General features: G+C 71.8%; 24 protein-coding genes. 14 read left to right on the top strand and 10 right to left on the bottom strand.

Annotation, left to right across the window (positions count from 1 at the left end; translation table 11 throughout):
- Positions 1–29 precede the first annotated feature (29 nt).
- A complete protein-coding gene (locus HG543_RS11160; RefSeq protein WP_246356919.1) occupies positions 30–1,511 on the top strand; it encodes a sensor histidine kinase in 1,482 nt (493 codons plus the stop codon).
- 10 nt (positions 1,512–1,521) lie between these two features.
- Here HG543_RS11160 and HG543_RS11155 read toward each other — a convergent pair whose 3' ends face one another.
- A complete protein-coding gene (locus HG543_RS11155; RefSeq protein ID WP_169344699.1) occupies positions 1,522–4,170 on the bottom strand; it encodes an AAA family ATPase in 2,649 nt (882 codons plus the stop codon).
- Positions 4,171–4,472: 302 nt separating this feature from the next.
- Between HG543_RS11155 and HG543_RS11150 the strand changes: the two genes are divergently transcribed.
- Positions 4,473–4,841, top strand: coding sequence for a hypothetical protein (locus tag HG543_RS11150; protein WP_169344698.1), 369 nt, complete (start codon positions 4,473–4,475; stop codon positions 4,839–4,841).
- A 9-nt stretch (positions 4,842–4,850) separates the two neighbouring features.
- Here the strand turns inward: HG543_RS11150 and HG543_RS11145 are convergent, their stop codons facing one another.
- Together HG543_RS11145 and HG543_RS11140 are read right to left on the bottom strand one after the other, a co-directional pair.
- Positions 4,851–5,336: an OsmC family protein gene (locus HG543_RS11145; protein WP_169344697.1), complete on the bottom strand. Its 486-nt coding sequence runs from the start codon at positions 5,334–5,336 to the stop codon at positions 4,851–4,853.
- Between the two features lie 66 nt (positions 5,337–5,402).
- Entirely contained in the window at positions 5,403–6,257 is an 855-nt protein-coding gene (locus tag HG543_RS11140; RefSeq protein ID WP_169344696.1) for a DUF1206 domain-containing protein, read from the bottom strand.
- Between the two features lie 183 nt (positions 6,258–6,440).
- On the opposite strand from HG543_RS11140, the gene HG543_RS11135 reads away from it, so the two are divergent.
- Positions 6,441–6,692 carry a hypothetical protein gene (locus tag HG543_RS11135; protein ID WP_169344695.1) on the top strand — a complete coding sequence of 84 codons (252 nt, stop codon included), beginning with the start codon at positions 6,441–6,443 and terminating at the stop codon, positions 6,690–6,692.
- A gap of 3 nt (positions 6,693–6,695) precedes the next feature.
- On the opposite strand, the gene HG543_RS11130 is transcribed toward HG543_RS11135, so the two are convergent.
- Both HG543_RS11130 and HG543_RS11125 read right to left on the bottom strand, forming a co-directional pair.
- A complete protein-coding gene (locus HG543_RS11130) occupies positions 6,696–7,520 on the bottom strand; it encodes a TIGR02452 family protein (RefSeq protein WP_169344694.1) in 825 nt (274 codons plus the stop codon).
- Positions 7,521–7,649: 129 nt separating this feature from the next.
- Positions 7,650–8,525, bottom strand: coding sequence for a hypothetical protein (locus HG543_RS11125; RefSeq protein ID WP_171818057.1), 876 nt, complete (start codon positions 8,523–8,525; stop codon positions 7,650–7,652).
- Between the two features lie 303 nt (positions 8,526–8,828).
- Here HG543_RS11125 and gstA point away from each other — a divergent pair, with 303 nt between their 5' ends.
- Positions 8,829–9,440 carry a glutathione transferase GstA gene (gene gstA / locus HG543_RS11120; protein ID WP_169344693.1) on the top strand — a complete coding sequence of 204 codons (612 nt, stop codon included), beginning with the start codon at positions 8,829–8,831 and terminating at the stop codon, positions 9,438–9,440.
- Positions 9,437–9,793 carry a VOC family protein gene (locus HG543_RS11115; protein WP_169344692.1) on the top strand — a complete coding sequence of 119 codons (357 nt, stop codon included), beginning with the start codon at positions 9,437–9,439 and terminating at the stop codon, positions 9,791–9,793. The genes gstA and HG543_RS11115 overlap by 4 nt, the downstream gene beginning before the upstream one ends.
- Here HG543_RS11115 and HG543_RS11110 read toward each other — a convergent pair.
- From HG543_RS11110 to HG543_RS11100, 3 genes are read right to left on the bottom strand one after another with little or no spacing between them, the layout of a single operon-like run.
- The gene (locus tag HG543_RS11110) at positions 9,777–10,433 is read right to left on the bottom strand and encodes a TetR/AcrR family transcriptional regulator (RefSeq protein WP_169344691.1); all 657 of its coding nucleotides are present in this window, start codon (positions 10,431–10,433) and stop codon (positions 9,777–9,779) included. The two genes, HG543_RS11115 and HG543_RS11110, sit on opposite strands and share 17 nt — an antisense overlap.
- A gap of 35 nt (positions 10,434–10,468) precedes the next feature.
- Positions 10,469–13,567: an efflux RND transporter permease subunit gene (locus HG543_RS11105; RefSeq protein WP_169344690.1), complete on the bottom strand. Its 3,099-nt coding sequence runs from the start codon at positions 13,565–13,567 to the stop codon at positions 10,469–10,471.
- Between the two features lie 39 nt (positions 13,568–13,606).
- Positions 13,607–14,761 (bottom strand): efflux RND transporter periplasmic adaptor subunit, encoded by a 1,155-nt coding sequence (locus HG543_RS11100; protein WP_169344689.1) that lies wholly within the window; start codon positions 14,759–14,761, stop codon positions 13,607–13,609.
- A gap of 379 nt (positions 14,762–15,140) precedes the next feature.
- On the opposite strand from HG543_RS11100, the gene HG543_RS11095 reads away from it, so the two are divergent.
- On the top strand, positions 15,141–16,232 hold the full coding sequence (locus tag HG543_RS11095) for a UvrB/UvrC motif-containing protein (protein ID WP_169344688.1): 1,092 nt from the start codon (positions 15,141–15,143) through the stop codon (positions 16,230–16,232).
- A 12-nt stretch (positions 16,233–16,244) separates the two neighbouring features.
- Here the strand turns inward: HG543_RS11095 and HG543_RS11090 are convergent, their stop codons facing one another.
- On the bottom strand, positions 16,245–16,775 hold the full coding sequence (locus HG543_RS11090; RefSeq protein ID WP_169344687.1) for a 2'-5' RNA ligase family protein: 531 nt from the start codon (positions 16,773–16,775) through the stop codon (positions 16,245–16,247).
- Between the two features lie 157 nt (positions 16,776–16,932).
- Here HG543_RS11090 and HG543_RS11085 point away from each other — a divergent pair, with 157 nt between their 5' ends.
- From HG543_RS11085 to HG543_RS11070, 4 genes are all read left to right on the top strand, one after another.
- On the top strand, positions 16,933–17,217 hold the full coding sequence (locus HG543_RS11085; RefSeq protein ID WP_169344686.1) for a hypothetical protein: 285 nt from the start codon (positions 16,933–16,935) through the stop codon (positions 17,215–17,217).
- A gap of 210 nt (positions 17,218–17,427) precedes the next feature.
- Positions 17,428–18,825 carry an ammonium transporter gene (locus tag HG543_RS11080; RefSeq protein ID WP_169344685.1) on the top strand — a complete coding sequence of 466 codons (1,398 nt, stop codon included), beginning with the start codon at positions 17,428–17,430 and terminating at the stop codon, positions 18,823–18,825.
- Positions 18,826–18,962: 137 nt separating this feature from the next.
- Positions 18,963–19,346 carry a hypothetical protein gene (locus HG543_RS11075; RefSeq protein WP_169344684.1) on the top strand — a complete coding sequence of 128 codons (384 nt, stop codon included), beginning with the start codon at positions 18,963–18,965 and terminating at the stop codon, positions 19,344–19,346.
- A gap of 59 nt (positions 19,347–19,405) precedes the next feature.
- Positions 19,406–20,407, top strand: a complete 1,002-nt coding sequence (locus tag HG543_RS11070; RefSeq protein WP_169344683.1) for an alpha/beta hydrolase family protein — start codon at positions 19,406–19,408, stop codon at positions 20,405–20,407.
- Positions 20,408–20,411: 4 nt separating this feature from the next.
- On the opposite strand, the gene HG543_RS11065 is transcribed toward HG543_RS11070, so the two are convergent.
- Positions 20,412–21,083 (bottom strand): GNAT family N-acetyltransferase, encoded by a 672-nt coding sequence (locus HG543_RS11065; RefSeq protein ID WP_169344682.1) that lies wholly within the window; start codon positions 21,081–21,083, stop codon positions 20,412–20,414.
- Between the two features lie 250 nt (positions 21,084–21,333).
- Here HG543_RS11065 and HG543_RS11060 point away from each other — a divergent pair, with 250 nt between their 5' ends.
- From HG543_RS11060 to HG543_RS11045, 4 genes are all read left to right on the top strand, one after another.
- Complete coding sequence (locus HG543_RS11060) at positions 21,334–23,382, top strand: serine/threonine-protein kinase (RefSeq protein WP_169344681.1); 2,049 nt, start codon at positions 21,334–21,336, stop codon at positions 23,380–23,382.
- 62 nt (positions 23,383–23,444) lie between these two features.
- Positions 23,445–24,248 carry a hypothetical protein gene (locus HG543_RS11055; RefSeq protein ID WP_246356917.1) on the top strand — a complete coding sequence of 268 codons (804 nt, stop codon included), beginning with the start codon at positions 23,445–23,447 and terminating at the stop codon, positions 24,246–24,248.
- A 16-nt stretch (positions 24,249–24,264) separates the two neighbouring features.
- The gene (locus HG543_RS11050) at positions 24,265–25,095 is read left to right on the top strand and encodes a hypothetical protein (RefSeq protein ID WP_169344679.1); all 831 of its coding nucleotides are present in this window, start codon (positions 24,265–24,267) and stop codon (positions 25,093–25,095) included.
- Positions 25,096–25,214: 119 nt separating this feature from the next.
- Positions 25,215–26,582 carry a hypothetical protein gene (locus tag HG543_RS11045; protein WP_211193854.1) on the top strand — a complete coding sequence of 456 codons (1,368 nt, stop codon included), beginning with the start codon at positions 25,215–25,217 and terminating at the stop codon, positions 26,580–26,582.
- Positions 26,583–26,590: the final 8 nt, after the last annotated feature.

Genomic DNA, 26,590 nt, shown 5'->3' with positions numbered 1-26,590 from the left:
AGCCGAGCCCCTCCACCGAGGCCGCCCCCCTGCCCGCGACGACGGCGGACGAGGCGGGCCTGTCCCCCGAGGCGCGGCTGTGCGTGCTCCAGGAGATGATGGACGAGGCCTTCTTCACGCTGGACGCGCAGGGGCGCATCCGCGAGCTGAACGCGCGCGCCGCCGTCCTGCTGGGGCTGCCCGCCGAGCGGCTCCGGGGCGAGGAGCCATGGCGGGCGTGGCCCGAGCTGACGGGCACCGTGCTGCACGCGCGGCTCATCTCCGCGCTCACCACGCGCGAGGGCGGGCGCTTCCTGGCGGAGCTGCCGTCGCGCGTCTGGCTGGAGGTGAACGTCCGCGCCGTGGGCGACGAGACGTGGGTGCTGGCGGCCGACATCACCCGGCGCCAGCACGCCGAGGACGAGGTGTCCCGCACCGAGGAGCGCTTCCGCCAGCTCGGCGAGCGCTTCCAGGTGGCGCTGGAGTCCGCGCAGATGGCCGTCTGGGAGACGAACCTCGCCACCGGCCTGGTGTTCCGCTCCGAGGGGCATGACCGGCTCTACGGCTACGAGCAGCCGCTGGAGGAGTGGACCCACGAGCGCTTCATCGCCTCCATCCACCCCGAGGACCGGCCCGAGGTGGAGGCCCAGGTCTCCTCCGTCCTCACCGCTGGCGTGGACGCCTATGCCTCCACCTTCCGCACGCGCTGGCCGGATGGCTCGTGGCACTGGCTCATCAGCCGCGCGAAGGTGCTGCGCGATGCCTCGGGTCAGGTGGCGGTGGTGCGCGGCGCCATCCTCGACGTCACCGCGCTGAAGGAGGCGGAGGCCGCGCTGCAGCAGGCGGTGCGCACGCGCGACGACTTCCTGTCGCTCGCCAGCCACGAGCTGCGCACGCCGCTCACCTCGCTGAGCCTGCAGCTCCAGATGCTGAGGCGCATCGGGGAGACGACCCCCACCGAGCCCCTCGGCTCGCCGAGGGCCGCCTCGAAGCTGGAGACCACGGACCGCCTGCTTCGCCGGCTGGGGGCGCTGGTGGACAACCTGCTGGACGTCAGCCGCATCCAGCGCGGCAGGCTGGACTTCCATTACGCCGAAGGCGACCTGGCCGCGGTGGTGTCCGACGTGGTGGCGCGCTTCGTGGACGAGGCGCGGCAGGCGGGCGTGGTGCTGAGCGCGACGGTGGACGGGCCCTTGCGGTGCCGCTTCGACCGGCTGCGCATGGAGCAGGTGGTGAGCAACCTGCTGTCCAATGCCCTGCGCTATGGCGGTGGCAGCCCGGTGCGGCTGTCGCTGTCGTCGCGGGATGGCGCCACCCGGCTGGCGGTCCTGGACGGCGGCCCGGGCGTGCCGGAGTCGGAGCGCGAGCGCGTCTTCGAGCGCTTCACCCAGGGCCACAACGCGCCCAGGAAGGGCGGCCTGGGGCTGGGGCTCTACATCGTGCGGCAGATTGTCGAAGCCCACGGCGGCCACATCCGCGTGGAGCAGGCACCCGGCGGCGGCGCGGCCTTCGTGGTGGAATTGCCGTCGTAGCCCGCCGGGCTCAGCCGGGGCCGGGCACGTCCTGGAAGGAGAAGCCCTCGGGGACCTCCAGCCGGTAGCCGGGGTCCTCGAACACCACGCGCGCGCCGGTGCCCTCCAGCATCTCGCGCACGTGGCTGACGTGGACGCGCAGGGCGTTGTCGTGCAGCCGCGGGTCGTAGTCCGCGTCCCACATGGCGCGCACGCACGCCTCCTTCGGCAGCGTGCGCCCCGGCTGCCGGGCCAGCGCGTACAGCAGCCGCCGCGGCAGCACCCGCTTCGCCAGGGACACGGTGCGCCCCGCGGAGCGCAGCGCGTGCTGGCGCGCGTCCAGCACCACCCCTTCCGGCGCGGCGGGGGCCTGCACCGGCTCGGACACCACGGTCCGCGAGTCCAACGCGCGGACCAGCTCCGGAATCAGCTCCGGGTCCACCTCGCCTCCGGCCGCGACGCGCGCGGCCTCCTCCAGCGACGCTTGCGCCTCGGCGGCCCGGCCCGCCAGCCGGTGGACGCGGGCCCGGGCCAGGTGTCCCAGCGCGCGCTCCAGCGCGAAGTCCTCGCCGCCCGTCAGCGGCTCCAGCGAGGCGAGCAGCCCCACCGCGCGCACGCTGTCGCCCCGCCACGCGGCGTGCAGCGCGGCCAGGGCCCGCTGGCGGGCGGCCACTCCCGGGCGCGTCTCGCGCGGCTCCACGGCGACGGGCCCGGACAGCTGCCCGGGCACGTCCATGGCGCGGGCCATCTCCACGGCGCGCACGAGCCCCCTCGCGCCGCGGGAGACGACCTCGGCCTCCACCTCGGCCAGCAGCGCGAGGCCCTCCACGCGGCGCCCCAGCTCCAGCAACATGCGCCCCGCGCCGACGCGCGAGAGGTAGCGGACGAAGAGATAGCCGGCCTGCTCGGCCCGGCCTTCCGTCTCCCGCAGCAGCGCGAGCGCGGCGCGGCGCTCGCCCTGCTCCGCGCGCATCCACGCGGTGATGCAGTCCAGCTCCAGCGCCAGCCGGGGCGCGCCCAGCAGCCCGAGCCGCTCGCGCGCGCGGGCCATCGCGACCTCGGCCTCCGCGAAGCGCCCCAGCCGGCTGAGGATGCCCGCGGACATGGCCGCCACCAGCGGCCCCCGCGAGTCGAGCGGCGCGTCCTCCAGCAGCGCCATGCACCGCTCCACCGGCTCCGCCAGCTCTCCGTCGCGGCCGTCAATCCAGAGCATCAGCGCGCGCGCGTAGGCGGACCAGCCCAGCGCGTGCCGGTCCTCCGTCCCGGCGGCGGCGGTGTCGAGCATGTCCAGCGACTCGTCCAGCCGCCCCTGGAAGAAGCGCAGCGCCGCCCAGGCCAGCAGCCGCTGGAGGAACTCCTCCGGGCCGCGCGGCATGGGCATGGCGCCGAGCGCCCGCTCACAGGTGTCCGGCTCCAGGGAGAAGAGGGCCACGCGCACCAGCACGCCGTCCGCGCCCTCGCGCCAGGCGTCCCCCTCCTGGGGCGAGGCCTCCAGCGCGGCGCGCAGCTCCAGCAGCTCCGCGTGGGCGCGGCGCAGGTCCAGCAGCCGCACCAGGGCCCGGGCGCGGGCCAGCCTCACCTCGGCGGTGCGCAGCTCCGGGGGCAGCGAGTCCAGCAGCGACAGCAGCTCCGCGGCGGCGCCGTGGCGCACCAGGGCTTCCGCCTGCGCGATGATGAAGGCCGCGCGCTCCCGGTGGCGGCCCAGCGCCTGGAGATGACGGCATGCCGCGCGCACCCGCACCACCGCCGGCAGCGGCTCGCGCTCGAGCAGCGCCAGCAGCGCCTCGTGCGCGGAGCGCGCCTCCTCCACGCCCAGCAGGGACGCGAGCGCCTCGCGCACCAGGTCATGGACGCCGTGGCGGCCCTGGGCGTCCGTCTCCACCAGCAGCCGCGCGGACAGCCGCCGCAGCACCTCGCCCGGCTCGCCCGCGGGCAGCACGTGCTGGAGCGCGCGCGCCGGCAGCGGCACGTCGCAGAGCGCCAGCACCGCGGCCAGCCGCCGCTCGTCCGGGGGCAGCGCCGCCAGGGCCGCGCGCACGGGCTCCTCGTCCCCCGTGTCGCCGGCATGGGCACGGCGCAGGAGGAAGGGCAGCCCCCGCGAGCGGGCCCACGCCGCGTCGAAGCCCTCGCGGTGTCCGTACAGGGAATCGAGCTGCTCCCAGAGGGCGCGCGCCGCGGGCTCGGGCAGGCCGTCCAGCCGCAGCTCGAAGCGGTCCGGACTGGTGGCGTGCCGGGGCACCGCCTCGCGCGAGGTGGCCAGCAGCGCCCCCTGCCGCAGCCTCCCGCCCAGCTCCTCCAGCAGCGCGGCGCGCTCCCCGGGCCTCAATCCGTGCAGGTCGTCCACGACGCACAGCGCGCGGCGCGACTCCAGCTCGCGCGCCAGGTCCTCCAGGCGCGACGCGTCCGACAGGGCCTGGGCCACGGGCGCCTCGCGCAGCAGCCGGCGCACGTCGTCCACCACGGTGTCCAGCGTGTCACCGGGCCGCACGCGCCGGTGCACGACGGGCCCCCGGTAGCGCGCGGCCACCGCCGCCACCAGCGCGGACTTGCCCACGCCCGGCAGGCCGTAGACGACGGCGGTCCGCACGCGCCGCAGCAGGCTCCCCAGGCGCCGCACCTCCTCGGCGCGGCCCACGAAGACCGAGGGGGGCCCCAGCCCCTGACGAGACGCCGTGTGCATTGGTGAACCCATTGTAGGGCCAGAAAGACTCCCTCACGTCAGGGTCCGATGTTGGCTCCCGTATACATGCGGGGTTTCGTCCCCAGGGCCTCACCGCAAAGGTGCGCGCGCGGGCAACGGGGTGCGCGCCGCGCACACTTCAGTTTCTTACATGCTGACGCCTTTCGAGAAGGAATTGGCGCCCGAAGTGAAACCGCCCGAGGCCGAATCACGCATCATGCTTGGACTGCTCGACGGCCCCACGGTCCGCGCCCCCACGCGGACCTTCCACCGCCGAGCCACCCCGTGCGGAGGCGCTCCAGATGTGGATTGAGACCATCATCATGCCGCGTGAGGACTCAGAGCCATACGTGCCGTCGCCCCAGCGAGACAGGAGCCGCTTCGTCAAGTCGTCGGCGGAGGAGAGCCGGGCGCTACGGGACGCCGTGCTCCGCTTCCTGAGCGCCCACCAACTCGTGGACGCGGTGAAGTGGATGAGCGAGCCGGGCTTCCTTCCCATCATCACCATCCACTGCACGGAGCTCGCGCTGATGAAGCTGCGAGACGCGGCGGAGTTCGTGGTGGGGTGCGCCGCGCCCGTGGAGACCTACCCGGCCCTGGTCAGCCCGCAGCCCACGGTGGCGCCCGCGGTGCTCCTGCCGGCGATGCCCGTCTTCGAGCCGCGGCTCTGAGGTCCTTCCCTACGCGCGCCGAGCCTCGACGAGCGTCGTGGGCTCGTGGGTGACGGGGAAGTTGACCGAGCGCGCGATGAAGCACATGGCGTGGGCCTCATGGTGCAGCGCCCGCGCCTTCTCCGGGTCCGAGCCGGCGGTGATGGTGACCCGGGGCCGCAGCACCACGCGGACGAACTGGCCGCTCCCATCCGCGTCCTCGGCCATGACGCCCTCGGCGGCGTCGACGTAGTCCGTCACCACCACGCCCGCCGTCGCGCACAGGTGCAGGTACCAGAGCTTGTGACACGCGGACAGCGAGGCCACGAGCAGCTCCTCGGGGTTCCAGCGCGCCGGGTCTCCGCGGAAGGCCGGGTCGGACGAGCCGGGAATGGGGGGCTTGCCCTCGACGCGCAGCTCGTGCGCGCGCTCGTAGCTTCGGTACGTCGCGGTGCCCTCGCCCCGGTTCCCGGTCCACTCCACGGTGACGGCGTAGCGGTGTTCCTTCCCAGCCATGGCGCCTCCTTGCCGTGCGGCCCGGGTTGAATACGCCCCGGGGCCGCCCGGTTCAAGCGCTTCGGCTCAGGACGTGGCGATGCGGCGGTAGCGCGCCTCCAGCGCCTGGTACACGGCGTAGGCCACGAGCCCCAGCGCCACCAGCCCCAGCAGCCACGGGCCGAACGGCTGCGAGGCCAGCGTGCCCAGCGCCTCGCCGAGGCCGCCCGCCTCGCCCGGGTCCGCCTGCACGGCGGCCTGCAGGAAGAAGGTGCCCACCAGCAGGAACACCACCGAGCGCGCCACCACGCCGGCCTTGCAGATGCGCTCCACCCACGTGCGCTGGCGCGCCGCGAGCCCCGTGAGGCTCAGCTTCTCGAGCATCTTCCCCTGGAGCGCCTGCTTGAACTGGTACACCGCGAACCCGATGATGGCCACGCCCACCAGGGCCACCAGCACCTGGCCAAAGGGCTTCGACAGCAGCTCCGCCGTCATGCCCCGGGTGTTGCCGCCGCCACCACCACCGCCGCGTCCGCGCAGCAGGTTGAAGGCGAACAGGGCGAGGCTGGCGTGAATCACGCCGCTGATGGCCAGCACGACGCGCGATACCATGCCCTTGCCGGTGTGGCCCTTGCCCTCCACGTCCATCACCGCCTGCACGAAGCGCCAGACGGCGAAGGACAGCAGGCCCACGCCCAGCAGCACCAGGAGGACGGAGCCGAAGGGCTGGCGCGCCACCTCCTCCACCGCGCCCCGGGTGTCCGTCGCGCGGCCACCCTCGCCCGCGGCGAGCATGAGCGACAGCACGCCAATCACCGCGTAGACGACCGCGCGCGAGGCGTAGCCCACGCGTGCCGCCAGCTCCACGCCCCCCCTGCTCGCTTCACGCCCCGATTGCGCCATCCGCCGCATGTCGGGTCCGCGCAGTGTTCCGGTCGCCATATGTCCCCCTGTCCTTTCCGGAGCCGCCATCCGGGCGGCCCGCGGAGACGATGCGCATGAGCAGGCGTTCCCCCAACGAGCGCTCGCCTGGCAGCACGCCCAAGGACCCCACGCGCCGGAGCGGCGGGCTTGGACTCACCTGGCCCGGTGGACAGCTTCACGGATGAGCGTGAGAGGAGACCCATGCCCCGGGAAGTGAAGGACGGCGACGGAGTCACGTGGAGCTGCATCCAGGCCTTCTCCGGACTGGGCGAGTCCCGGGAGAAGGAGGAGGCCGCGAAGGTGGATGGCAGGCGCGACCGCTACCACGTGGTCTGCACGCCGAGCGGCGGCGCGAAGTCCGTGCGCGTCGAGCTGCCCGGTGACTGGGAGACGGGACTCTCCGACGAGGCCCTGCTGAAGGCCATCCACTCGCGGCAGGCCCGGGACGCCTGAACGTCACGCCGCCCCGAAGTACTCGCGGAAGGCGCGCAGGTTGGGCCCGTCCCCGTCGCGCTCCCACACGGCGAACACCACCCGCTCGAAGACGCCGGGGAACGCGTCCAGCGCCCGCGCGAAGGCCTCCGCCACCTGCGACGGCTCGTTGCGGAAGACGCCGCAGCCCCACGCGCCCAGCACGAGGGTGCGGTGCCCCTGGTGCGCCGCCACCTGGAGCACCTTCTTCGCCCGGGCGCGCAGCACGCCGGCCACGTGGGAGCGCAGGTCCGGCGCATTCCGCGCCACCGCGCCGGCATTGGGTGCGGGCGCGGTGATGATGGACACGGTGAAGGGCTGTTCCAGCAGCTCGCGCGACTCGCTCCGGAAGAACGGCACGTCCGGCGAGTAGATGATGTGGTCCGTGTACAGCGGCGAGCGCTCCGCGCGGTTGACGTCGTAGTACTCGGGCTGCGTGAGCAGCGTCGCGTACAGCGCCGAGCAGCGCGCCAGGTCCTCCTCCTGCGCCTTCGCCCCGCCCAGGAAGCCGCCGCCCGGGTTCTTCGCCGAGGCGAAGTTCAGGGCCACGACGCCCTCCACGCCCGCCTCCACCAGCCGGCGCGCGGCATTGCCCGTCTTGTCCGACGTCACCTCGATGCGCGGGCGGGCGTCCGCGTCGAGGGGCTCGGGCCGTGACAGCCCGCTGAAGTCCCCGGGCCGGTAGAGCACCGTCCCCTGCACGGAGCGCTCCACCGCGTCCCGGATGAGCACCGTCTTCCCCGAGGGCGCCAGGTACGCTCCCCGCTCCGTGATTTCTACCGTCTCCTGCGCGATTCCCTTGAGCGACATGGCGCCCTCCCAGCTTGGTGTCCGGAACACACGAACACCGCCAGGGCGGCCTGACGCGGGATGCGTGGAAAAGAAACCGCCGGGGCGCGGGAGCCGTGGCTCCACCGCGCTCCCGGCGGGTGCGACGGACTACTGGCAGCCGATGCGCGCGCTGCTGCTCACCACGAGGTTGTCGTAGTACGTCAGGGAGTCGGACGCGCCCTTCGGGTGGACGTAGCCGTAGCCCACGGAGATGTTCTTGAAGCCCCGCATGCCGACGTTGGTGAACTCATAATGCAGGGCGCCGTCCACATAGGCGCGCGCGATGCCCAGGCTGGCCGTCGGGCTGTCGCGGCGGATCTCCCACTCCAGGCACATCCACTTGCGCGCGACCAGCCGCGCGGGGGGAACCGCGTCGGGCCGGTTCCAGCCCGTGCCCCGCCCGGTCCAGTTGTCCAGCGCGAAGGCCCCGTCCGAAATCGCCTGCAGCTCGATGCCGCCGAAGTCGTTGTCCTCCAGGTTCCACACCACGAAGAACGTCCCCATCATCCCGAAGACCTTGGGCAGCGAGTCCATGTACACGTGCGCGCGCACCCAGAGCTGCGTCTGGAAGGTGGGCATGGCCTTGCCCCACTTCGCGATGGCCTGGACGTTCGGGGTGACATCCTCGTTGGGGCCCGCCGCGGTGACGACGCGCAGCCGGCCGCCCTCCGCGCCGATGGTGGCGTTCTCCGAGCTGGGATTCCATCCGTTGAGGCCCTTGTCGAAGGTCTCGCAGATGGCGGCACCGGCCGGGCACGTGCCGGCCGGGCTGGTGCCCGGGTCCGTCCCCGCGTCCGGGAACGTGACGACGGTGCCCGCGTCCCTGTTGCCGCCAGTGCCCGCGTCCGTGTTGCCGCCAGTGCCCGCGTCCACGGTCGTCCCCGAGTCGGGGTTCTCGTCATCGCCGGCCTCACCCGAGCACGCGGGCATCACGCCCAGCGCGAGCACCGCGAGGGGCACCACCACAAACCGATTGAAGCGCATAGGGTCCTTCCGACCGGAACACGGAGGTCCGGTGTGTTTCCGAGTGCCCGCGGGGTCGGGCTGGCTCTGCGAATCATGAGTTCGGGCAGGTTCCCCGGGGCGGCGCCGACCTCTCCTGAACACCTATCATCCGGAGCATCCCCGGGTCAGCGGGGCAGGGCCGACCCGGTACGCACACCGCGCACCGTCGGCACGCGAGGGCAGCCGACCAGGCATTGCCTCCGCAGAGATTCCGTGGCGCTCCGGTGAAAAGCGGTGCAGAAATCCGCGCCGTTCAACGTCGGGCGTGAGGATTCCACACACATGAAGCTCTTCTACTCCCCGGGTGCCTGCTCCCTGTCTCCGCACATCGTCCTTCAGGAGACCGGCCTCCCCTTCGAAATCGTGAAGGTCGATATCCGCGCCAAGAAGACGGAGGCGGGCGCGGACTACTGGGCCATCAACCCGAAGGGCTATGTCCCCGCCATCCAGCTCGATGACGGCGGCCTGCTCACGGAGGGCCCCGCCATCGTCCAGTACCTCGCGGACAAGGCCCCCGAGAAGAAGCTGGCCCCGGCCAACGGCACCGTGGAGCGCTACCGCCTGCAGGAGCTGCTCAACTACATCTCCACCGAGCTGCACAAGAGCTACAGCCCGCTCTTCAACCCCGCGTTCCCCGAGGAGGGGAAGAAGATCTACAAGGAGCGCCTCGCGCAGCGCTACAAGCTCATCGAGGAGCGGCTGGCGGCGAAGGGCCCGTTCCTCATGGGCGAGCAGTTCACCGTGGCGGACGCGTACCTCTTCACGGTGACGAACTGGGCCGGCCACGTGAAGGTGGACCTGGAGCCGTTCCCCGCGCTGCGGGCCTACCAGGCGCGCGTCGCGGCGCGTCCGAGCGTGCAGGCCGCGCTGAAGGCCGAAGGCCTGGCGAAGTGACGGCCGCGTTCGTCAAGCTGCTCGTCACGGACACCGAGCGCTCACGGGCGTTCTACGTGGGGCTCGGCTTCGAGCACGTCGGCTCGCAGCCGCCCTTCGTGCAGCTGCGGTGGGCGGGGACGGACGTGTACCTCGTCACCCCTCCGCCGCAGGTGAAGCTGGAGGGGCGCCGGGGCCTGGGTGTGCTGGTGGGCTTCCGCACGGAAGGCCCGAGCGGGCTGGACGAGCTGCTCCTCCGAGCGCAGGCCCAGGGCGCCGCCATCGAAGGCCCGGTGGTGCAGCCCTGGTACACCCGGGAGGTCATCGTCACCGACCCGGACGGCTACCGGCTCAACTTCATCGAGCCCGCGTAGTCCCGCTGCCTGGGGGGCGCGCGAAGCCCCCCAGCAGCAGGTCCAGCATCAGGTCCGCGGACTTCCCCAGCGGCCGCAGGGGGAGCCACGCGTCCTCCTTCATCACCAGGTGGAGCGACACCAGGCCGTGCAGGCCGCCCCACAGTGTCTGGCTGATGAGGTCCACGTCCTGGTGCTCGGGCTTGAAGCAGCCCGCGTCCTTCGCCTCCTGCACCATCTTCTGGAGGAAGGCGTACGCGTCCTGCTCCGGGTTGCCCTGCTGGATGCCGTGCTTGTCGTCGTCGACCTCCGGCGGGTAGCGCTGCATGAAGAGCAGCTTGTAGGTGGCGGGGTGCTCCTGGGCGAAGGCGAGGTAGGCCCGCCCCAGCTTCCGCAGCCGCTCCAGCGGGTCCTGCACGCGGGCGACCTTGTTCAGCGACTCGGCGAAGCGCAGGAAGTCATGGGCGACCAGCTCGCGCATGAGCGCGGCCTTGTCCTTGAAGTGCACGTAGATGGCGGTGGGGCTGTACTCAATCTTCTCGGCCACGCGCCGCATCGTCACCGCCTCGTAGCCCTCGTTGACGAAGAGCTCGCGCGCGGCATCGAGGATGAGCTGCCGCGTCGCCTGCTTCTCCCGCTCTCGCCGCTCCTTGATGCCCATGGTGCCTTTCGTTCCCTCGCCATGCCCAGCCTACGTCATGCCGCGCTGCCCGCCATGGCGGAGGCCACCGGCGGCGTGGGCGCCTCTTCCGGCTCCACCTCCGGCGCCAGCAGCTTGTACACCACCGGTGTCACCACGCGGGTGAGGAGGGTGGAGGAGATGAGCCCTCCGATGATGACCCACGCCAGGGGCGAGTAGAGGCTGCTGTTCTCCAGCGCCAGCGGCACCAGGCCTCCCAGGGCCGTCAGGGTGGTGAGCAGGATGGGGAGGAAGCGCGTCTCGCCCGCCTGCTCGATGGCGGCGTCCAGGCCCACGCCCCTCGCGCGGAGCTGGTTCGTGAAGTCCACCAGCAGGATGCTGTTCTTCACCTCGATGCCCACCAGGGCGATGAAGCCGATGGAGGCGGTGAAGGACAGCGTGTTGCCGGTGAGGAACAGCGCGGCGATGCCACCCACCAGCCCCAGGGGAATCACCGACGCCACGATGAGGGTGCTCTTGAAGGTGCGGAACTCCAGCACCAGCACGGCCAGCACGCCGAACGCCGCGATGATGGCGGCGGCCGACACGCCGCTGAAGCTCTCCTGCCGGCTCTCCAGCTCCCCCGCCGCCTCCCAGCGGTAGCCCGGGGGCGGCTTCAGCTCCTTCTCCAGCCGCGCCAGCACCTGCCGGGTGACGTTGTCGGTGTTGTAGCCGGTGGCCACGCTGGCGGAGACGGTGACGGTGCGCTCACCCTCCTGGTGGTTGATGCGGTTGGGGCTGGCCTCCAGCCGCACCCGCGCGAGCTGCCCCAGCGGTACGAGATTCCCGGTGACGCCCGCGACGTGCAGCCGCTCCAGGGCCTCCAGCGAGGGCCACGCGCCCGGCTCCAGGGGCAGCCGCACGAGGATGGGGTGGTCCTCTCCGTCCGAGTCGCGGAAGGTGCCCGCCGGCAGGCCCGCCAGTCCGAAGCGCACCGTGCGGGCCACCTCCGCCGCCGGCACACCCAGCAGGCCCGCCTTCTCGCGGTCCACCTCCACCTCCAGGTCCGTGCGCCGCGTCTGCACGGGGTTCTTCACGTAGAGGGTGCCCGGCGTCGTCTCCAGCACCTTCTGCACGTCCACCGCGAGCGCGCGCAGCGTCTCCAGCTCCGGCCCCACCAGCCGCACGGCCACCGGCGCGTCCACGGGCGGCCCCTGCTCGAACTCGCGCACCTCGATGCGGGCCCCCGGGTACGCGTCCAGCTCGGCGCGCAGCGCGTCCAGCAGCGCGGGCGTGGTGTCCGCGTCGTACGCATGGAGCTGGACGAAGACCTCGCCCACGTTGGGCCGCTCCGCGGCGGGCTGCGCGTTGTAGTAGACGGACGGGTGCCCCTTGCCGGTGTTGGCCGCCACGCTGGCCACTTCTGGCCTCCGGCGCAGGGCCTCCTCCACGAAGCGCACCGCCCGGTCCGTCTCCGCGAGACTGGTGCCGTCCGGCGTCTCCACCAGCACCTGGAACATGGGCGTGCCGGCCTTCGGGAAGAGGCTGAAGCCCACCACCGGCACCAGCGCCAGGCTGCCCACGAAGAGCGCCACCGCCACCACCAGGGTCAGCCGGGGACGGGCGAGCGCGCGGTGCAGCACCGGGCGGTAGCTGCGCTCGATGAAGTGGTGGAAGGCGCGCATCACGCGGTTGCCCTCGGCGTGCCCCTCCTCCTTCAGGAACAGGCTGGCCAGCAGCGGAATCACGGTGAGCGACACCAGCAGGGACGCGAGGATGGTGAACACCACCGCCATGGGCAGGCTGCGGATGAACTGACCGGACGTGCCCGGCAGGAAGATGAGCGGCACGAAGGCCAGCACCAGCGTGGCGGTGCAGCCCAGCACCGCGAGGCCAATCTGCGACGTGCCCTCGATGGCCGCGCGCACCCGGCCCAGGCCCTGGCGCAGGAAGCGGGCGATGTTCTCCACCACCACGATGCTGTCATCCACCAGCAGCCCCAGGGCAATCACGAAGCCGACGATGGAGAGCTGGTTGAGCGTGAAGCCCGCGAAGTCCAGCGCCGCGAGCCCCAACGCCAGGGACAGCGGAATGGACACCATGACGATGAGGCTGGCGCGGAAGCCCAGGGGCAGGAGCGTCACCAACACCAGGGCCAGCGCCAGCGCGAAGTCCTTGGCGAAGCCGCCCAGCCGCCGGCCCACCTGGAGCGACTGGTCGAACCCCGTCTCCAGCCGCATTCCCGCCGGCAGCTCCTTCGCCCACTCCCTCGCGGCGTCCAGGGTGGCGTCGCGCACCGCGAAGACGTTCTGCCCTTCCTTCTGGGTGACGCTGACGAAGGCGGCGCGCTCGCCGTTGAAGCGTCCCAGGTGCACCGCGTCCTGGTCGCGGAAGCTCACGTCCGCCACGTCCCCCAGCCGCACCACGCCCTGCGCGCCGCCGCCCACCACCGTGGCGCGCACCTGCTCCAGCGAGGTGAACTCACTGCTCGTCTGCACGTTGAAGCGCCGGGTGCCCACGTCCACACTGCCCGCGGGCACGTTGAGGTTGGCTCCATTCAGCGCCTGGAGCACCTGCGACAGCGGCACCCCCACCCGCGTCAGCCGCTCCAGGTCCAACGACACGCGGACCTCCTGCTTCGGCACCGCGAACACCTCGGCCTTCTTCACCCCCGGGACGTTGGACAGACGCTCGGCCAACGCGTCCGCCCGGCGCTCCAGCTCCCGCGCGGTGGCGTTGGGGCCCACGAGGGCCAGTTGCACCACGCTGACGTTGGCGGCGCTGTAGCGCTCGACCTCCAGGCGCAGCAGGTCCGCGGGCAGCTCCGGGCGCGTGGCGTTCACCTGCCGCAGCACCTCCGCGTACTTGTCATCCGGGTCCGAGGCCGCGTCGAACTCGATGTTGATGAGCGCCAGCCCGTCCTCCATCTGGCTGCTCACCTCCTTCACGTCCTCCAGCTCATCGAACGCGTCCTCCAGCGGGTCCACCACCAACTGCTCGAGGTCGCGGGGACTGGCGCCGGGATAGACGGCGATGAGGGTGAAGCCCGGCATGGGGAACACCGGGTCCTCCGCGCGGGGAATGGAGAGCGCGCTGGAGACGCCGAGCGCGACCAGCATGGCGAACACGACGAGGGTGAACTGCGGGTTCTTCACGGCCGCGGTGGACAGCTGCATGGCGCGCCTCGGGGGAAGGAGGAAGGAACGGGAGGAGACTCAGCGGCGGGACGTGGCGCCCCCGGAGGAGGCCTCCACCACCGTCACCGACTGGCCATCGCGCAGGAACGCCACGCCCTCGGTGATGACGCGCGCGCCCGCTCCGGGGCCCTCGGAGAGCGCCGCGCGTCCGTCCCCGGCGGAGAGGAAGGCCACCCGGACCCGCTGCCGCCGCGCGGTGCGTCCGTCCTCCGCGAGGGTGAAGACGCTGGCCACCTCGCCGTCGCCCTCCAGCAGGGCCTCCACGGGAACGAGCCGTACGGACTGCCGCTCGGAGGGCGTCACCACGGCCTTCGCGGAGAGTCCCGATAGCAGCCGGGGCGGCGCCTCGCTCCCGCCCTGCCCGTCGCCCCCGGGCCGCCCCAGCTCCAGCGCGAGCTCCACCTCGGCGGTCCCCACGCCCGGCGTGGCGGCGCTGGCCACCTCGCTGACCCGGGCGCGGAAGGCGCGGCCAGGGTACGCATCGAGCGTCACCTCGGCCGCGTCTCCCTCCTTCACGCGCACCACGTCCCGGTCCGCGAGCCCCACGCGCACCACCCAGCCCCCCTCGGTGCTCGCGAAGAGGAAGAGGGGCTGCCCCGGGGACACGACTTCACCGGGCTCCACCATGCGCTTGAGGATGCGTCCGTCGGACGGCGCGACGACGGTGGCCTGCCGCTGGTTGAACGAGGCCGCCCGCCACGCGGCGTCCGCCACCTCGTAGCCGGTGGTGGCGTCCTGGAGCTGGGCCAGCGTGGCCACCTGGTCCGCGTGAAGCTTCTTCACGCGCTCCAGGTCCCTCGCCGCCTTCTCCCGTGCCTCGCGGGCCTGCGCCACCTGCGGGCCAATCTCCGACAAATCCAACGCCGCCAGCACCTGGCCGCGCCGCGCCTTCTGGCCCTCGTCGATGGCCACCGTCTGGACCACGCCCCCCACCTTGGTGGACAGCCGCACCTCCTGCTTGCCGGCCAACGCGCCGCTGGCGCGGATGGGGCGGGTCACCTCCTCGACCACCACGGGCGCCAGCCGCACCCGCACCGGCGTGTCTCCGGAGACGGCGCTCGGAGAGGCCGCGGAGGCCTGCCCCGAGCAGCCCGACAACAGAACGCCCATGAACAGCACGGCGAGGCCGCTCAGCACGGCGGCGGAGAGGGCCGGCGAAGGGACGCGGACCATGAGGACGGCTCCTTCTCGCGCATCGGCTCGCGCGAGCAGACGAATCCCCAGGCGCACGAGCGCGAGCACCGGGGACGGGTGTTAACGGCGCCCCTTCACTTAACGCCGTTAACTGAGTGAGGCAAGTCACCTCACGAAACTTCACAAACCGGGGGTCGCTGAAGGTTTGCCGCCGGGCACGGCCGGCCGCGCGCTTCTGGTACCTCGGATGCCCGCGAGCCGATGACGCCCAGGTCCCCTCGAGGTCGTTCGCGACGGGCCGCCCGCCCTCCGGCCGGGCACCAGAGCCCGCCGGACGCACTCCGCCCGGGCGCACCGTCCCGGTGTACGGTGGAGCGTCCGGCTCCGAATCCCCTCGGTGCCGCCCTTTCCGCCGCGCATGGACTCCCGCGTCGCATCCCTCCTCGCGCACGTCCGCGAGCACGCCGAGAACCGCCCCGGGGTCTACCGGATGCTGGGGCCCTCGGGCGAGCTGCTCTACGTGGGCAAGTCCGTGCGGGTGCGCACGCGGCTGCTCTCGTACTTCCGCGCGGACGACGGAGAGAAGGCCGCCGAAATCATCTCCCACGCGCACCGCATCGACTGGGAGTACACCGCGAGCGAGTTCGCCGCCCTGCTGCACGAGTTCCGGCTCATCAAGTCCCACCGGCCGCTCTACAACGTGGAGCACAAGCGCGACCGGGGCCACTGCTTCATCCATCTCACGCGCGAGCCCGTGCCCCGGCTGCGCGTCGTCGCCCGCGCCAACGGCGAGAGCGGCGACTACTACGGCCCCTTCCACGGCCGCGCCTCCGTGACGGAGGTGGTGCGCGCGGTGAGTGACTTGCTGGAGCTGCGAGACTGCGCGTCGGACACGCCGATGCGGCTGGCGGACCAGTTCCAGCTCTTCCCGGTGAAGCAGGAGCCCTTGTGCATGCGCGGCCAGCTGTCGCGCTGCCTCGCACCGTGCGCGGGCGGCTGCACGCATGCGGAGTACCACGCCCGCGTCACGCAGGCCCGCGGCTTCCTGGAGGGCACGTCCGACACGCCGCTGCTGCTGCTGCGCGAGCGGATGGGCCAGGCGGCGCGGCGCCTCCAGTTCGAGTACGCGGCGGAGCTGCGGGACAGGGCGGAGCGGCTGGAGCAGATGCGCGGCTGGATTGTCGAGCTGGGCCAGCTCTTGAAGCAGCTCTCCTTCGTGTACACGGTGCCCGGACACGGCGGCGAGGACCGCGCCTACGTGGTGCGCCGGGGCAGCGTGCGGGACGAGCTGCCCGCGCCCGCCACCACCAGCGAGCGCGACGCGCTGGAGGCCCGGGCCCGCGCCGTCTTCGAGCGCCCGGAGCCGGAGACGCTCGGCCTGCGCGCGCACGAGGCGCAGGAGGTGATGCTCATCGCCCGCTGGTTCCGCCTCCACCCCGAGGAGCTGGAGCGCACGCTCCCCGCGAGCCGGCTCCTCGCTCCGCCGGACGCCGCCCCGTCCCTCTCCTGAAGGACCGCGCCATCACGCGCCGAAGGGGAGCCGGGCCAGCAGCGCCCACGGGCCGCCGAGGTACCTCCACAGCAGTAGCGCCTCGCCACGTCCATCCCAGTGCATCCACGACGCGCCCAGCTCGGCGAAGGCGCGCTCGGCCTCGTCGGGGGTGGCCTTGTTCATCAGCGTGACGTGCGGCCGGAAGGGCTGGCGGTCCTGGGGCGTGAGCCAGGGAGCGAAGGCCGCGGCCAGCTCGCGGTGCACGGAGGCCAGCTCCGGCGCCTCCACGTCCGTGGCCATGCCCCGTCCCAGCCGGCGCAGCCTCCCGAAGCGCAGCACTGGCGCGGGACGCGCGGCGGCTCCGGCGAGGGCACGCTCGACGGTGTCTCGCTCGGTGGGCGGCAGGTGGTGGAACAGCGAGACGTGGGCGGGGATGAAGTTGCGCTCGGCTGGGAAGTAGCGGCGGCGCAGGCCGTCCAGCCGCGCGAAGCTCTCCGCGTCCAATTCCACCGTCACCAGGAGCGGTGCCGTGCTTGGGTCCGCCGTGAAGTTGGTACGCACGCGAAGGACTCCGCGCGGAGTCGTGGAAAACCGCAACGGCTGGTGGCGCCCTACCCGGCCGGATGTCAGGGATGCGGCGTATGACTTCCCATGTCATGACGTCCGCGTGTATCCACGGCAACAGCAACAGCACTTCCAACTCAGGGGGAACGAAGCCATGAAGACGAAGCTCTCGGCGCTCACACTGGTCGCCTCGCTGCTCGCGTCGTCGGCCGCGTGGGCGGCCGTCACCGTGCGCTACTACAACCGCGACTCGCGCGACTACACGTGGGCGGCGGTGTGCAGCGGCGTGAAGACGAGCGTCACCTTCGGCCGCAGCCAGACGGCCTCCGTCACCATCCAGGGCTCCGGCCCCTGCACCGTGCAGACGGATGCGGGCAAGGTGGTCCTCAAAGGCGGCGAGGACCTCGACATCAAGGATGGGAAGATCCAGGTGAAGTAGCGCCGGCCCTCCGGAAGCGGGCGCCCGGCTGCCTCGCCAGGGGACGGCCGGCTGGGCGTACCAGGCACTTCCAACCGACAGAACAGCACACCGGAAGCTCAAATCAGGACGAACTTATCCTTCCGGAGCCCCGATTAAGTATAGACGGCATTGAAATTACTCCAAGGCCGATCCACACTGCATTGCGTCAGTCTTCCGTGGGGAGGCGCAATGAAGAAGTGGTTGGCGGTGGCCCTTCTGGTGGGTGTAGGTGTGGCGGGACTGCTGGTGAACCCGGCGGCGCAGGTGAAGCAGGGCGGGCCCATCAACGGCGCGGACACCGCGTGGATGCTCACCGCGACGGCGCTGGTGCTGCTGATGACGCCGGGCCTCTCGTTCTTCTACGGCGGCATGGTGCGGCTGAAGAACGTGGTGTCCACGCTGCTGCAGAGCTTCATCGCCATGGCGGTCATCAGCCTGCTGTGGGTGGTGGTGGCCTTCAGCCTGAGCTTCGGTGACAGCTTCCACGGACTCATCGGCGACCCGCGCACCTTCTTCATGTTCAGCGGCGTGGGTGGCGAGACACACCCGGACCTGGCGCCCACCATTCCCCTGCTGCTGTTCGCGCTCTTCCAGCTCAAGTTCGCCATCATCACCCCGGCGCTCATCACCGGCGCGTTCGCCGAGCGCGTGCGCTTCAAGGCGTACGTGCTCTTCATGGTGCTCTTCACGCTGGTCATCTACGCGCCGCTGGCGCACTGGACGTGGCACCCGGAGGGCTTCCTGCGCAAGTGGGGGGTGCTGGACTTCGCGGGTGGCACGGTGGTGCACATGTCGGCGGGCTTCGCGGCGCTGGCGGGCGCGCTGGTGCTGGGGCGCCGGACGGTGCACCGGGAGAACGCCACGCACACGCCGGCGAACATCCCCTTCGTGATGCTGGGCACGGGCATGTTGTGGTTCGGCTGGTTCGGCTTCAACGCGGGCTCGGCGCTGTCGGCCTCGTCGCTGGCGGCGCTGGCGTTCGCCACCACCAACACGGCCTCGGCGGCGGCGATGCTGGGGTGGATGGCCTTCGACTGGCTGCGCGGCCGCAAGCCGAGCGCCATGGGCGCCTGCATCGGCGCGGTGGTGGGCCTCGTCGCGGTGACTCCAGCGGCGGGCTTCATCACGGTGGGCCAGAGCATCCTGGTGGGCCTGGTGGCCAGCTTCGTGAGCAACGCGGCGGCGCACTTCAAGAGCCGCACGGCCATCGACGACACGTTGGACGTCTTCCCCTGCCACGGCCTGGGCGGCGTGGTGGGCATGGTGCTCACGGGCGTGCTGGCCAAGGACGTGGGCCTCCTCCACGGCGAGACGCGCACCTTCCTGATGCACATGCTGGCGCTGGGGCTGGTGTCCGTCTTCTCCTTCGTGGGCTCGTACCTGCTCTACAAGCTGGTGGACCGCATCGTCCCGCTGCGCGTCACCGCGGCCCAGGAGGAGGAGGGGCTCGACCTCAGCCAGCACGGCGAGACGGTGGGCGAGGTGCCCGTGGCCCCCGCGCCCGTGGCGCCTCCCGCTGTCGCCGCCGCGAGCACGGCCACGCCGGACGCGGCGCCCCCGGGCACCTCCGTGCCGCTGCCGGCCTGATGCGCATGCGCACAAGTCCGAGGTGGCTCTTGGAACCGTCGTCGTTGTGGCCGGCATTGCCTTCGCCGTCGTGATAGGCGCGGGTGGCGCCCTGCTTCTGGCCCCCCTGTGAGCAGCCCCACGAGCCCTGGTGCGACATGACCTACATTCCTGACTTCGATGTGGAAGCAGTCCTCTCCACCTTGGAGTCCGTCAGCAAGACCCAGCCAGAGGACTCCAAGGAACGAGGCGCCATCCAGCTCGCGGCCATCTCGCTGCTCTATGTCCGCCACGCCGGGAAGCTGGACGATTTCCGCAGGTACTATCAGGAGTTCTTCGACCCCTCGTTCCAGATCAAGGTCTCCCACGAGTTCGCGACACGGGAGGAAGCCGACGCCTGGCTCGCCAGCGGAACGGGCATTCACGGTGAACGCGTCAAGATCGCCGGGAAGGGGTTCCAGGTCGTTCGGCTTCCCGGCAGGGGGATGAGGTTCTTGTCCGCGCCGCTTCCCTCGGAGTTGGCCTCCTCCGAACCGGATTGACGGGTCTTCAGGAGGCCGGGCCTTGCAATCAATCGGCCCTCCACACGTGATGGAGGTGTATGCACATCCACCGAGCCATCACCCTCCTCGCCCTCCTGCTGGGCACCACGGCCCTCGCGGACGCCCAGGGCGTGGGCTTCCGCGAGCTGGCGATGAAGGACCCCGTCGGCGGCGGCCCCATGGGCGGCCTCGTCTTCTACCCGGCGTCGCAAGCCAACCAGCCACTCCCCGTGGGGCTGTACCGCGTCGACGCGGGCCGGGAGCAGGAACTCGCCCCCGGCCGCTACCCGCTGGTGGTCGTCTCCCACGGCCATGGCGGCAACCGCTGGGGGCACCACGACCTGGCCACCGCGCTCGCGCGCAAGGGCTTCGTCGTCGCGACGCTCGACCACCCGGGCGACAACTTCCGGGACATGAGCGCCGCGGGCACGGACGCGGTGTGGCTCGGGCGCGCGGTGCAGATGCGGGCGCTGCTCGACGCGGTGCTGGCGGACGGGACGGTGGGCGCCTCCGTCGACCCGGCCCGGGTCGGCGCCCTGGGGTTCTCCGCCGGTGGCTACACGGTGCTGCTGCTGGGCGGCGCGGTGCCGGACTTCGACCGGCTGGAGAAGCACTGCAAGACGCGCAAGCAGGCCTACATCTGTACCGAGCTGGCGAAGGTCCGCGTCACGCGGCCCGAACTGAAGAAGGACACCGCCGAGCCGCGCATCCGCTCCATCTTCTCCATGGCCCCCGTCGGCGTCTTCTTCGACAAGGCCGGCATGAAGGACGTGAAGGTCCCCGTGCGCCTCTACGCCGCGGCGAAGGACGAGGTGCTCGCGCTGGCGGACCACGCGGCCCACGTGAAGGCCTCGCTGCCAAAGCCGCCCGAGTACACGCTCGTCCCGCGCGCGGGGCACTTCGTGTTCATGGCCCCCTGCACGCCGGAGGGGAAGGAGCAGGCCCAGCAGCTCTGCATGGACGCCCCCGGGGTGGACCGCGAGAAGCTCCACCGCGAGCTGGCCACCGAGGCCGAGCGCTTCTTCACCCGCACCCTGGCGCCCGCGGCACCGACTCCCTGAGCCGTCAGCCGCCCTTCTTCGTCGCCGCCCGGCCCTTGCGCCCACCCGCGCGGGCCGGAGCGGCCTCCGGCATGGGGCCGTTGTTGGGGCTGCCCGCCACCTCCGGGGCCACCTTCAGCTTGCGCTTGAGGCGCCGGGGCGGCAGCAGGTCCGGCTCGCCGGGCACCTTCTGCGCCATGAAGATGGCGGCATCGAGCTTGTAGAAGTTGCGCGCCCGGTACCACGCCAGGGCGGCCTCGTTGTTCTCCGCCACCTCCAGCACCAGGTGGGTGCAGCCCCGGGTGCGGGCCAGGTGCTGGAGCTGATCCATCATGAAGCTGCCCACCCCGCGCCCCTGGTAGTCCGGGTGCACGGCCAGCTCCTCCACGAAGAGCGGCCTCATGCCCCGCTTCTCGAACCAGCGCGGGTTGACCCAGTTGTCGTCCCCGGTGGCCTCGAAGGCGCACTCCGAGTAGCCGACAATCTCCCCGTCCACCTCGTAGAGGAGCTGCTCTATCCACTCGGAGGTGTAGACCTCCATGAAGCGCCGCTTGGAGCGGGGCCGCTGGTACTCCACCGTCTCGCGATTGACGTCGCGGAAGACCAGCTTGAGGAACTCCCACGTCCGGTTGAGGTCACGGCGGTGGATGCGGCGGACCCGCACCTCGAGCGTGTCCGTGGGCTTGGCCGTCGGCATACGTCCGCTTCCTTAGCAGGCTGGCGGAAACCCTCCAGCACTTCCCGGCGCCAGCCGCGTTTCCGGGTCGGGAAATCAGGTGGTTGACGCGCCCCCGCCCCGCCGGGTTCCACCGGAATCAACCCACCCCGACCCCGCCGGAGTCCCCGGGAGTGGGTGCTGTACGACATCAGGAGGGTTGCATGTAGGTGGGGTGGGAGGATGGAATGGGGACAACCGAGCAGTCGCGACACCCACGAGCCCCGACCCCATGACCCGACCCTCCGACGGTGACCTCCGTACCGACACCGTCTTGCGTAACACCTACAAGATTGTCTCCGTGCTGGGACGGGGAGGCATGGGCGCGGTGTACCTGGCCCAGCACCTGCGGCTCCCCGGCAAGCAGGTGGCGGTCAAGGTGCTCCGTGGCGGAGACCAGGTGACGCAGGAGATCTTCACCCGCTTCCGCCGCGAGGCGGAGATCGCCTCCCGGCTGGGGCACCCCAACATCGTCGAGGTGCTCGACTACGACACCCTGGAGGACGGCACCCCGTTCCTGGTGCTGGAGTTCCTGCGCGGCGAGAGCCTCCAGTCCCGGCTGGAGCGCGGGCGGATTCCGCTGGACGAGGTGTTCTCCTACACGCGGCAGATGGGCTCGGCGCTTCAGGCGGCGCACGGGGCGGGCATCGTCCACCGCGACCTCAAGCCGGCCAACGTGTTCCTGGTGCCCACCGACTCCGGCGGGGTGGTGGGCCAGCGCGTGAAGCTGCTCGACTTCGGCATCTCCAAGGTCCTCACCTCGCAGACGCTGCAGACGCAGGAAGCCACCATCATCGGCACGCCGCAGTACATGTCGCCCGAGCAGGCGATGGGCAAGAACCGGGAGATCGACGCGCGGACGGACATCTTCGCGCTCGGGTGCATCGTCTACGAGATGATGACCGGCAAGCCCGTCTTCGGCATGGGCACGCTGGCGCAGATGATCTTCCGCGTCGTGTACGAGCCGGCGGATCCGCTGGCCCCGCTCTGCCCGGAGGCCCCCGCGCAGGCCATCGCCGCGGTGGAGCGGGCGCTCTCCAAGCGCGCCGAGGACCGCTTCCCCGACGTGACCTCCTTCGTGGAGGCGCTGACGGGCAGCCCGCTGCACACGCTCTCGCCGCAGTCCGGGGCCCAGCCCGTCCCGCGTCCCACGCCCACGCCGAGCGCCCGTCCCGTCTCCGGCATCGCCCGCCCCGTCTCCGGCATCGCCCTGCCCGACAGCGCGACCGACGAGGGCTTCGACGCCACGATTGCGCCGGGCAGCGTCAAGGTCGCTCCGAACACGGGCCACATGGGCGCGGTGCAGCCCGAGCCCTTCGCCAACGGCGGCACGGGCCGCATGGGCGCGGTGCAGCCCGAGCCCTTCGCGAATGGCGGCACGGGCCGCATGGGCGCGCCGCTGATGGATCCGCCGGGACTGGAGCCCACGCTCATCTCCAAGCAGGTCGCCGCCCTCCCGCCGGAGCGCCCGCCCCAGCCCATCACCGCGGTGACGCCGCCGGCACAGGCCATGCCCCAGCAGGGCGCCGCGTCCGGACAGTCCGGTGCCTTCCCGCCTCCGGTGGCCGGAGCCTCCGTCGCGGGAGTTCCCGTTCAGCCCGTGGCCATGCCCCCCGCCCAGGCGGCGCAGCCAGCGCCCGCGAAGGGCCGGGGACCGCTGTTCGCCGCCGCGGCCGTGGCGCTCTTCGTCGCGGGCGGTGGCGTGGTGTGGATGCTGAACCGTCCCGAGGCCCCGTCCACCGCGCCAGCGGGCGGAACCCAGACGACGGCGGTGCAGCAGCCCTCGCCCAACTCCGGCAGCGGCCTCGCCGCCGTGCAGCCCCCGGCCAACTCCGGCACCCAGACGGCCGCCGTCCAGCCTCCGGCCAACGCCGGCACCGGCACGGAGGCGCAGCCGCCCGCCGACACCGGCACGCCTCGGGCCACGTCGGAGCCGGGTGCTACCAACACCCCCACCGTGGCCACCACCACTCCCGACAAGCCGACCCCGCCTCGTACCACCCCGACGCGCCCGGAGCCGCGTGAGGAGCTGTCCGAGCGCGTGCGGGAGCTGCTGGCCGAGGGCGAGCGCGCCCTGGCCGCTGGCGATGCCAGGAGGGCCGTCGAGCTCGCCAAGAGCAGCCAGCGCGCGGGGCTGTCCAAGGCGGCGTACTCCCTGCTCACGCGCGCCTACTGTCAGAGCAACGACCTGGGCGGCGCCAGGGCCGAGTGGCCGAAGGTCGCCGGCTCGGAGAAGGCCCGGGTCAAGAAGTTCTGCCAGAAGCACGACATCGAGTTCTGACACACGGGCCTTTCGCGAAGGGGGGCCCTCATCGGCGGTACGAGGTGATTCGCTTGAGAACCATGGTCGCAGTGATTGTCGCGGCGGTCGCGCTGGGAGCCGCTCCCGCCCTGGCCGGGGCCCCCGTGGAGGCGGGCAAGGTGTACTCGGGAACGGAGGGCGAGGAGGTCGCGGTCGTCCCCCTCACGCCCCGGACGGACAAGAAGTTCATCATCCGCGTGCGTGGCACCGGCTCCGAGTTCGACGGGCTGGTCTTCCCCTACGAGCTGAACGACTGGAGCACCAGCAGCACCACGCAGCTCAACTACAAGACGCAGTGGCACGGCCGCGGCTACACGGCCCTGCACGTGCGCGACCAGCGCTATGAGCTGTACGTGCCCGGCCGCCAGCAGGCCATCCGTCTCACCTACGACGAGAAGAAGACGCAGTCGCTCAAGGCCGACGAGGTCTACTCGCAGTACCAGAAGCTCCAGAAGGACGGCACGCTGGCGAAGCTGATGGCGTTCGACCGCAAGGGCGAGGCGGCGCGTCACGACAAGGCCTACGCCGAGGTGCTCCACGAGATGAACACCGCCTGCGGCACCTCCGTGGCGGCGTCCATCGACTGGAGCAGCGTCACCGACGACCACCTCAAGGAGCTGAGCATCTCCAGCTACTGCGAGCCCCCGCTCAGCGCGCTGAAGGGGCTGTGCGCCGTCTCCAACATCGCGAAGCAGACCGTGCGCGAGAAGGTGAAGCAGGTGAGCTGCCGGTTCGGCGACGGCCAGGAGCCGAAGCTGGAGGCGGACCGGGTCATCTGGATGACCCACAAGGACGCCTCCAACCAGGAGACGTTCGCCACCCGGTTCTTCAAGACGAACCTGTAGCCGGAGCCCCACCCAGATGAACTTCAAGCGATTCACCGCGGTTGCGCTGTCTCTCGTGTGTGGTGCCTCCCTGGCCGCCGACCCCGACCCCGTCCAGCCCCCCTGGGGCAAGGAGGAGAACCTCGGCCAGAAGATGCTGATGGAGGCCACCTCCGTCTGCACCGACGGCAAGGGCCACTACGTGGTGCTGGCCGCGGAGGAGGACTCCAACGACAAGCGCCTGTACTACGGCGACGGGAAGGCCTTCGTCCGCGTGCCCAGCCCCGGGCGGTACGCCTCGGGCAACTCCTTCCTGGAGCCGCGCTTCTTCAACAAGGACTCCAACCCCAACTTCCGGGGCCTGGACTACCGCGTCATCTCCGCGGTGCTCCTGGACACCAAGGAGCACACCTGCAAGCTGCGCTGCGGCGAGAAGGAGACGCCCCTCACGCTGGTGGACGGCGCGGAGGCGGCGGAGATGCTGCGCAAGGCCACGTACCAGCCCAGCCCGCAGAAGTACGTGCCCCACGCGCTGCTGCGTGACACCAAGGGCAACTACTACTTCGTGGACCGCGGCTTCCACGAGGCCGACCAGAAGAGCTACCGCGTCTTCATCGGCCCGCGCGGCACCCTCAAGCAGCAGAAGATGACCAACGTCGTCTCCGACTCCAAGGGTGAGATCTTCTCCACCAAGAAGGGCGAGCTCCGGCTGGTGCTCGACGAGGAGAAGACCTCCGTGTGGATTGAGAACAACAAGAAGTCGTTCGAGCTGCGCCAGGTGCCCGTCACGGAGAACCTGCCGCTCATCTACAACGACCTCGGCGTGTACGAGGGCGTCCGCCTGGGCACGCCCTGCGACGACCAGTAGCCCCCGCGCCCCTCCCGGCGTCGGCCTTCGCGGGCCGGGCGGAACGTCTCCCTGCGACGCTCCTCCCGGCCCGTACTCTTTCCAAGCCGCCCCCGAGTGCCCTTGATTGCCTCGCGCGGTTGGGTCAGCCTTCTCCCTCCGCCGTGAGCCATCCCCGCTACTTCGTCCCCCACGCCGCCAGCGCGGCCGAGCCCGTCCCGTCGGACGCCTCCGCGATAGCGCACGTGGTGGATGTGTTCCACCTCGACGCCCGACACCTCCTGGAGCAGGAGTGGATTGTCGGCCTCGACGCGGTGGGCAACGTGCACGTGGTGCCCGCCAGCCAGCGGGACCTGCTCCCCGTCGAGACGCGGGCCCAGCTCACGCACCACGAGGTCGCCTCCGGCCGCACGCCCCGGCGCATCGCCGCCGCGGAGCTGTACTTCTTCGCCGTGGAGCTGGTGGAGCACCCCTCGGACGCGGAGGGCTTCAACGACCCGGTGTACCTCTATGGCCACCTGTCCGGCCCGTGGCCGGGAGACGCGCCCATGCGCGTGCCGGGGCAGCTCACGGTGACGCGCGGGGACGTGCTGTCCGGGCTGGTGCATGGCGCGGCCGAGGCCTTCCACTACGTGCAGACGCCCGAGAGCCCCGCCGCGCCGCGCGGCTACCACGCGCTCTTGCCCGGCGACCGCTCCGAGCGCCTCGCGGAAGGCCGGGGGCTCGTGCTCGCCTGGCCCGCGGTGCCGCCCGAGCTGCAGGTGAGCAACGCCTCCAACGGCCCCATGGTGGCGCGCATCCTCCATGACGTGCTCACGCAATTGCAGGAGGACGCCCACGCCAACGGCGGCCCGGCGGCCCTGGCGCGCATGGAACTGCCCGTCCCCAGCCGTGCCATGGCCATCGCCGACCTGGAGATGCGCGGCTACGAGGTGAAGGGCGACGTGGCCATCCTCCGGCGCAACCACCCGGGCCTCCTCACCCGCATGGCGGAGTGGCTTCGCGCGGAGAAGGTGAAGGTGCCCACCGAGGCCGGCGCTCCCGGGTTCCTCGAGGTGGCGCGCGCCGCGCTCTCCGCCCTCCCCGGCTGGCCCTCGGAGTCGGAGCGCGTGCTCCGCGCGCGCGTGCGCCCCGGCGGCAGCGCGCCCGTTCCCACCAGCCCCGGCATCCCCGCCGTGGCCGCGCCCGTGACGCCGCGTCCCCTGCCCCCTCGCGCGCCGCCGAAGCCTCCGCGGCCGGACGAGTGGATGAAGGACTTCCTGAACGCGCACGCCGCGTCCCATCCGGGCGCTCCGCAGCCGAAGCTCACGCGGACGAAGCCCGCCTTCACTCCGCCTTCCACGCCCGCGAAGCCGGGCCGTCCCGACTGGATGGCGGACTTCGGCGCTGCCCCGGCCGCTCCCCCAGCGAGCACTCGGCGTGAAGCGCCCGCGTCGAAGCCGTCCCCCTCGGGCTCCTCCGCGTCTCCCGCGAAGAAGCCGGACTGGATGAGCGACTTCGAGGATTGAGTGACCCG

This window comes from Pyxidicoccus fallax, assembly GCF_012933655.1.
Classification (GTDB): Bacteria; Myxococcota; Myxococcia; order Myxococcales; family Myxococcaceae; genus Myxococcus; species Myxococcus fallax.
This window is presented reverse-complemented; position numbering and strand designations above follow the sequence as displayed.